The sequence below is a fragment of the Brevibacillus centrosporus genome, assembly GCF_003710815.1.
In the GTDB taxonomy this organism is placed as follows: domain Bacteria; phylum Bacillota; class Bacilli; order Brevibacillales; family Brevibacillaceae; genus Brevibacillus; species Brevibacillus centrosporus.
In genome coordinates this window covers 634,281-641,628 of sequence record NZ_RHHP01000001.1, presented here as the reverse complement: position 1 = coordinate 641,628, position 7,348 = coordinate 634,281, and the positions used below count along the sequence as shown (strand labels likewise).

Genomic DNA, 7,348 nt, shown 5'->3' with positions numbered 1-7,348 from the left:
CGACTTTATCGACAGCCTGAGAAGCGGGCTTAGAAGCGGGCTTCCACCGCTTCTTTTCTTTTTCCTATGAGGAAGAGCTAGTCTTGCAAGGCAACGTTCTCAGGCAACCATACATATGGATTTTCGCCACGGTCACGCATGAGATTGTATTTCACAGGGGTAAAGCCCATTTTCAACCAGAATTGATCAGCGCGACAACGGGAGTTTGTTTTTATCGGTGCACCAAAGCTTTTTGCATGGTTAACCAGAGCTGTTCCATAATCTTTGTCGCGGTAATCAGGCAAAACTTCAAGCTTCCACAGCTCGTAGTAATCTTGAGCAGGCTGGAAGTAACGATCATATTTTCCGTCGATTTTGTAGAGGCTCATCCGGGCAACCATCAGATCATTGTCGTAAATGCCATAAAAAGGAGACTCTGAATCGTTTTCCACGATGTTCGCCTCCAGGTCTTCCTTCATCGAAAGCTCCTCCAGGCCAAATTCGCGAAACTTCTGGAATTCCTCGAGTGTCTTGTAGTTGATTTGTAAACGTTTTACTTCAAACATTGCTCAGCCACTCCTCTCACAGCTCTTTACCTTCAGCCATTTGGCCATTGTCTTTATTATACACCAAGATACGGATAATCGTGGAGTTTTTCTTTCGTGAGGGGACTATTTGTCAGGAAATGATTTCGCTTCCCTGGAAATTTTTAAGAATTCAACCTAGATATATATCCACGCTCATGGCAAAATAGAAGGTAGTATCACAAGCTAACCCGGAATCGACATTGAAAACGCTTTCAGTCTGATCGGGATTAGCGAAAGAGGGGAGAGTTGCTTCCATGCTTAAGGTGTTGATTGCGAACCGCGGCGAAATCGCCAGGCGAATTATCCGCACATGCAAATCAGAGAAAGTGGCGACGGTAGCTGTGTACTCAGATGCCGATAAAAATATGCCATTTGTAAGAGAAGCTGATGAAGCAGTGCACATTGGGCCACCTCCTGTCCCTCACAGCTATTTGAATGTCGATGCGATTATCGACGCAGCGAAACGCACAGGAGCAGATGCGATCCATCCCGGCTACGGCTTGCTTTCGGAAAACGAGGGGTTTGCCCGCCGTGTGCAGGAGGAAGGGATCATCTTCATCGGGCCTGCACCGGAAGTCATCGGACAGATGGGCGACAAGCTGACAGCCCGCCGCATCATGCAGCAGGCAGGTGTTCCAGTCGTTCCGGGAAGCGAAAACTCGCTCGATACGGTAGACGACGCGGCAAGCGTAGCTGCGGACATCGGTTATCCAGTCATGTTGAAGGCGAGCGCTGGCGGCGGCGGCATCGGGATGCAGATCTGCCAGGATGAAGCGAGCCTGAGGCAAGCGTACCAGTCTTTGCGCGGACGTGCAAAGGCGTATTTCGGCAATGACTCCATGTTCGTGGAGAAGTATGTAGAACGTCCTCATCACATCGAGGTACAGATCGCAGGAGACCAGTACGGAAATGTCCTGCATTTGTTGGAGAGAGAGTGCTCCATCCAGCGACGCCATCAAAAGGTGCTGGAGGAAAGTCCATCTCCATTTCTGGACGAGAAAACCAGAGAGCTGCTTTGCCAGTCCGCTGTCCTAGCAGGAAAAGCGGTAGGGTACACAGGTGTGGGTACGGTAGAATTCATCGTAGACGAAAACAAAAATTTTTACTTTTTGGAAATGAATACACGCTTGCAGGTGGAGCATCCGGTAACAGAAGAAATGACAGGCTTGGACCTGGTTTCGATGCAGCTGGCTATTGCCAATGGGCTGCCAATTGCCATCGATCAGGGTGAAGTAAAAGCATTGCGCCATGCGATCGAGCTGCGTGTATACGCGGAGGATCCCGTGACATTCCTGCCATCGCCAGGGACGATCACCCTATATCAGCCGCCAGTCATGGAGCATGTACGCATCGATGATGGGGTCGAGAGCAATACGCAGGTCACTCCGTTTTACGATCCGATGATTGCCAAAGTGATCATCACGGGCACGACAAGGGAAGAGGCAATAGAAAGAGCGATCCATGCGATACAGAACTTTCAGATTACCGGGATAAAAACAAACATTCCGTTTTTATTGGAAGTCTTGTCAGACGAGCGCTTCCGCGAAGGGAACTACACAACCTGGTTTGTCCAAGAGCGAGCAGCGAATCCAAAGAAATAAGGGAGAGAATGTGACATGAAACAAGTAGCAGCGAACATGGCAGGGACTGTTATCAATGTCCTGGTACAAGTCGGAGATGAAATCAGTGCAGGGCAAGACGTCGTCGTATTGGAATCCATGAAGATGGAGGTTCCAGTCCAGGCGGAAGTAGCGGGCAAAGTAGTAGAAGTTAAAGCGAATATCGGCGATTTTGTAAACGAAGGCGATATCCTCGTATCCGTGGAGTAGTTTTTATATTAATTCTAATCTGAGCGCCCGCTTGGCGAGGGGAGGTGCAGGATGAAGATTCAAATCGTGGAAGTGGGTCCACGGGATGGGCTGCAGAATGAAAAAGAAATGGTTTCGACGTCAGCGAAAATTCAGCTGATCGACAAGCTGGCAGCAGCAGGCTTGAAACGAGTAGAGGCAACTTCCTTTGTCAATCCGCGCTGGATCCCTCAGCTTGCCGATGCAGAAGAGGTGCTGAAAGGGATCAAGCGGCAAAACGAGGTCACGTACAGTGCCCTCGTCCCGAATCTTCGCGGGATGGAGCGAGCGCGTGAAAGCGGGTTGACCGAAGTCGCGCTGTTCATGTCTGCCTCCGAGACGCATAACTTGAAAAACATCAACAAGTCCATAGAAGATACGTTTCCTGTTTTGCGGCAGGTGGCGCGAGAAGCTTTGGCTCTGGGCATGCGCGTGCGAGGGTACGTATCTACCGTGTTTGGCTGCCCCTACGAAGGCAATGTGCCCATCGACAACAGCCGTCGGGTGACAAATGAGCTACTCGAGATGGGGGTTTTCGAAGTATCCCTTGGTGATACGATCGGAGTGGCTACGCCAAAGCAAGTACGGGAAGTCATGGAGAAGCTTGTGAAAGACACTGCGAGCGATCGCTTGGCAGGGCACTTTCATGACACCAGAGGAACGGGTTTGGCAAATGTCCTCGCTGCCTTAGACACGGGTATTCGGACATTTGACAGCTCGATCGGAGGGCTGGGTGGTTGCCCGTATGCGCCCGGTGCAGCAGGGAACATTTCCACTGAGGATCTGGTGTATATGCTAAACGGCATGGAATATGAGACGGGAGTGGACCTGAATCTGCTCCAGGATGCAGGTGCATTTATTCAACAGGAACTGGGACGGGAGCTGCCGTCAAAAGTTTTAAAAGCGCATCTTGCAGCTCAATCCGCCTCATCATCCCATTCAAACCAGGAGGATGGAGCATGACCGTTACTTTGCAGAAAAAAGGCTGCGTCGGAGTTCTGACGTTGGAACGGCCAGAAGTCTTTAACTGCCTCAATATGGATACGCTCGCTGTCCTTCGCAAGCTCATCGCAGAAGTGGCGCAGGACCGTGAGATTCGCGTCGTGATCGTAACAGGCTCGGGTGAAAAGGCATTCTGCTCGGGAGCGGATCTGCATGAGCGCCGGACGATGTCAGAGGAACAGGTACAGGATTACATCCGGACCATTCGTGACACCTTTACGGAGCTGGAGAAACTGCCGAAGCCGGTCATTGCAGCCATCAATGGTTTGGCGCTGGGAGGCGGGACCGAGCTGGCTCTGGCTTGCGACCTGCGCATCATGAGTGAATCTGCTCAAATGGGGCTGACGGAGACTTCTTTAGGCATCATTCCGGGTGCGGGAGGTACACAGAGACTTCCAAGGCTGGTCGGCAAAGGAATAGCCAAAGAGCTGATCTTCAGCGCACGTCGTGTCCGTCCGCCAGAAGCCTTGTCGATTGGCTTGGTGAATCGGGTAGTTCCAGCTGAGCAGCTGATGACGACGACCTTCTCGCTGGCAGAAGAAATTGCCGCCAACGCGCCATTGGCTCTGGCTCAAGCCAAATACGCCATGGATAGTGGGCTCGAGGTAGATTTGACCACAGGTTTGCAAATCGAAAGTGACGCCTATCAGCTGCTGATCGCCACCAAAGATCGACTGGAAGGACTGGCAGCCTTTCAACAAAAACGAAAACCGGTATATTGCGGAGAGTAAGAGGGGGACGCCTATGAGTAAGCACTTGGAAGAGACGCTGCGTGAAAAGATCGCCCAGGTAGAAAAAGGGGGCGATGCGAAATACCATGAGAAGCTGAAGGAGCAAAATAAGCTGTTTGTTCGCGACCGTCTGAAGCTGCTGTTCGATGGTGAATTCACCGTAGAAGACGGCTTGTTCGCGAATGTGATGGCGGGTGACCTGCCGGCCGATGGCGTCGTGACTGCCATCGGCAAGGTGCATGGACAAACCGTATGCGTGATGGCCAATGATTCGACGGTCAAAGCAGGGTCCTGGGGCTCCCGGACCGTGGAAAAGATCATCCGCATCCAGGAGACAGCAGAAAAAATGCGCGTTCCATTGATCTATCTGGTGGACTCGGCGGGTGCGCGAATTACCGACCAGCTCGAGATGTTCCCTGGACGGCGTGGAGCAGGCCGAATCTTCTATAATGAAGTCAAGCTGTCGGGAAAGATTCCGCAAATCTGCATTCTCTTTGGTCCATCCGCAGCAGGCGGTGCTTACATTCCTGCGTTTTGCGATATTGTCATCATGGTAGACAAAAACGCCAGCATGTACTTAGGCTCTCCGCGCATGGCCGAAATGGTAATCGGCGAGAAAGTATCCCTGGAGGAGCTGGGGGGAGCGCGCATGCACTGCACGGTTAGCGGATGCGGTGACGTCCTCGCAGCAAATGAAGAAGAAGCGATTCAGTCAGCTCGCGCGTACATCAGCTTCTTCCCGCCGAATTATACGGTTGAACCACCGGTAGCTGAGGCAAAGCCTCCGGTCGAAACAGCCAAAGAGATCTCGGCGATCGTCCCGGAAAATCAGAACGCCGCTTTTAATATGCATGATTTGATTACCGCTCTGGTGGACGAGGGCTCTTTCTATGAAATCAAAAAGCTGTTCGCGCAGGAGCTGATCACGGGACTGGCTCGATTGAACGGGAAGCCTGTCGGCATTATTGCCAATCAGCCACGTGTAAAAGGTGGTGTTCTCTTCGTCGACTCAGCGGACAAAGCAGCACGCTTCATTACTTTGTGCGATGCGTTTCAAATTCCGCTGTTGTTCCTGGCTGACGTACCTGGCTTCATGATTGGTACGGCTGTTGAGCGGGCAGGCATTATCCGACACGGAGCGAAAATGATTTCCGCAATGGCAGAAGCGACAGTCCCTAAAATCTCGGTTATTGTTCGCAAAGCATATGGTGCAGGGCTGTATGCAATGGCAAGTGCAGCGTTTGAACCGGATGCATGCCTTGCGCTGCCAGGTGCGCAAATTGCCGTGATGGGTCCGGAAGCAGCTGTGAATGCGGTCTACAGCAACAAAATTCAGGCAATCGAAGATCCGCAGGAACGCCAAAGCTTCATCATGGAAAAACGCAAGGAGTACCAAGAGGATATCGATCTGTATTTGTTGGCGTCCAATCTGATCGTCGATGCCATCATTCCACCCAGCGACCTGCGTCAAGAGCTGATCAACCGCTACGACGTATATAAAGGAAAGAGACAAACGTTCTCCGATCGCAAACATCCTGTATACCCTGTCTAGTTTGCTGCACAGGCTGGCTTCCGCTTTGGAAGTCAGCCTTATCCAGTATAAGGGCAACTAAGGATCCACCAAAAGGCTTGGTGGAACCAAGTTTGCTAATATTCGCTATATGTGCCGAAAGCTTCAAGGAAGCTTGGCAGAGCCCAGTTTCTCATGAAAGATTTGGAAAGCTGCTAAAAAATTTTTCGACAATTCCGATCTTTTTTGCGCCAATCAATTGAACAATCTCCTAAACTCTGTTATTCTTGAAAATAAGTATTGATTAATGTAGGTGAACAAATGCAGGCTAAAAAAGACAATTTGCAAATCGCTGTTGTTGGCGGTGGTTCTGTTGGGTTGCTGTACGCGGCTAGGCTTGCTCTCTATGGACAAGCAGTGACCGTCGTGACGCGCCGTTCACCCCAATCAAATCAGTTGATGCAAAATCGGCTCACCCTACAAGATTTGGATGGACAGAAAAAAGTCGTCTCGGTAAATGCCCAGTCGATCGAGCATGGATTACCGCACGCCCACTTGTACTTGCTAGGCGTGAAGCAGACGGAGTTGCCAGACTTGCTGCCAATGCTGCAAAAGCTGCCTGCGGATGCGCGCGTCATCGCTTTGCAAAACGGTTTGGGGCACGAAGAGCAGCTGTCAAACGTTTTATCCGAAAGACAATGCTTTTTTGCCATCAATACAGAAGGGGCAAGAAGGCTATCGGCTACAGAAGTCGCCCATACAGGAAGCGGTCTTTTGCGGATTGGTCCATGGGTGAAAAGGGGAATAGCCGACCCGGTCATAAATTCGTTCATTGCTACAGCCATTTCAGCTGGCATGAACGTACAGCTAGAAGAATCCATCAAGCCATTTGCCTGGAAAAAGCTCATGGCGAATGCGCTGATAAATCCGTTAACGGCCTTGTTTGACATCCCGAATGGTGCCCTGCTGGACAGCCCGGATACGTTGAAGCTGATGCGCGAGCTCTTTGAAGAGGCCTCGGCAGTAGCTTTCGCAAACGGCCAGAAAATGGGGGAGACCGACTGGCAGGAAATTGTCACCATTTGCCGAAATACTTCCCGAAATCATTCCTCCATGTTGCAGGACGTAAAGAGGCAGAAGCGGACGGAAGTGGAATCGATCAACGGCTACCTCGTCGCTCGAGGGAAAGAGGCTGGTATTTCCACTCCTTTGCATGAAGTGCTGCTGCGTTTAATCCTCTTAAAAACGGACATGGGTATGGAGAAGGAGGGAGGCGACATTAGATGACCATGTTGGCGAATGTCTGGGCCTATTTTTGGGGGACGCTGACGGTTGTGCCTTTTCTTGGATTTCCACTCGTTTATCTCGTAGTTTACGGATGGAAGCGGGACAAGAAACTGGCGGGCCGTTGGGCGGTGAATATCACGAATTTTTTGTTGATTCGTTCTGTCGTTGCCGCGTATGGCATCATCTGGCCACAAGCTTTGTCGGCTTGGTGGTGGGTGGTTTGCTTTTTTCTGATCACGATCGCTTTACTCGGATGGGTACAAGTGAAGTTCAAAGGAAAGCTGTCCCTGAAAAAGGTTGGATTTTCCGCATGGCGTTTGTCGTTTCTCTGGTTTGGAATTGTCTACATAGTGCTGTTTACGACCGGTATAGTCAAGACGATGGGTGTCGTATAGAGCGCTGTTG

The 7,348-nt window shown here is 51.0% G+C and carries 8 protein-coding genes; 7 read left to right on the top strand and 1 reads right to left on the bottom strand.

Annotated features, from left to right (window positions below):
* Window positions 1-77: 77 nt before the first annotated feature.
* Window positions 78-545: an N-acetyltransferase gene (locus EDM55_RS03210; protein WP_092267738.1), complete on the bottom strand. Its 468-nt coding sequence runs from the start codon at window positions 543-545 to the stop codon at window positions 78-80.
* A 275-nt stretch (window positions 546-820) separates the two neighbouring features.
* On the opposite strand from EDM55_RS03210, the gene EDM55_RS03205 reads away from it, so the two are divergent.
* From EDM55_RS03205 to EDM55_RS03175, 7 genes are all read left to right on the top strand, one after another.
* Entirely contained in the window at window positions 821-2,167 is a 1,347-nt protein-coding gene (locus EDM55_RS03205) for an acetyl-CoA carboxylase biotin carboxylase subunit (RefSeq protein WP_122959564.1), read from the top strand.
* Window positions 2,168-2,182: 15 nt separating this feature from the next.
* Window positions 2,183-2,395: an acetyl-CoA carboxylase biotin carboxyl carrier protein subunit gene (locus tag EDM55_RS03200; RefSeq protein WP_092267740.1), complete on the top strand. Its 213-nt coding sequence runs from the start codon at window positions 2,183-2,185 to the stop codon at window positions 2,393-2,395.
* Between the two features lie 51 nt (window positions 2,396-2,446).
* Window positions 2,447-3,376, top strand: a complete 930-nt coding sequence (locus EDM55_RS03195; protein ID WP_092267741.1) for a hydroxymethylglutaryl-CoA lyase — start codon at window positions 2,447-2,449, stop codon at window positions 3,374-3,376.
* Window positions 3,373-4,146: an enoyl-CoA hydratase-related protein gene (locus tag EDM55_RS03190; protein ID WP_092267742.1), complete on the top strand. Its 774-nt coding sequence runs from the start codon at window positions 3,373-3,375 to the stop codon at window positions 4,144-4,146. Before EDM55_RS03195 ends, EDM55_RS03190 begins: the two co-directional genes overlap by 4 nt.
* Before the next feature lie 13 nt (window positions 4,147-4,159).
* Window positions 4,160-5,698, top strand: coding sequence for an acyl-CoA carboxylase subunit beta (locus tag EDM55_RS03185; RefSeq protein WP_122959563.1), 1,539 nt, complete (start codon window positions 4,160-4,162; stop codon window positions 5,696-5,698).
* Between the two features lie 279 nt (window positions 5,699-5,977).
* Window positions 5,978-6,943, top strand: a complete 966-nt coding sequence (locus EDM55_RS03180) for a ketopantoate reductase family protein (protein ID WP_122959562.1) — start codon at window positions 5,978-5,980, stop codon at window positions 6,941-6,943.
* Window positions 6,940-7,338, top strand: coding sequence for a DUF3397 domain-containing protein (locus EDM55_RS03175; protein WP_092267745.1), 399 nt, complete (start codon window positions 6,940-6,942; stop codon window positions 7,336-7,338). The genes EDM55_RS03180 and EDM55_RS03175 overlap by 4 nt, the downstream gene beginning before the upstream one ends.
* The last annotated feature ends 10 nt before the right edge of the window (window positions 7,339-7,348 follow it).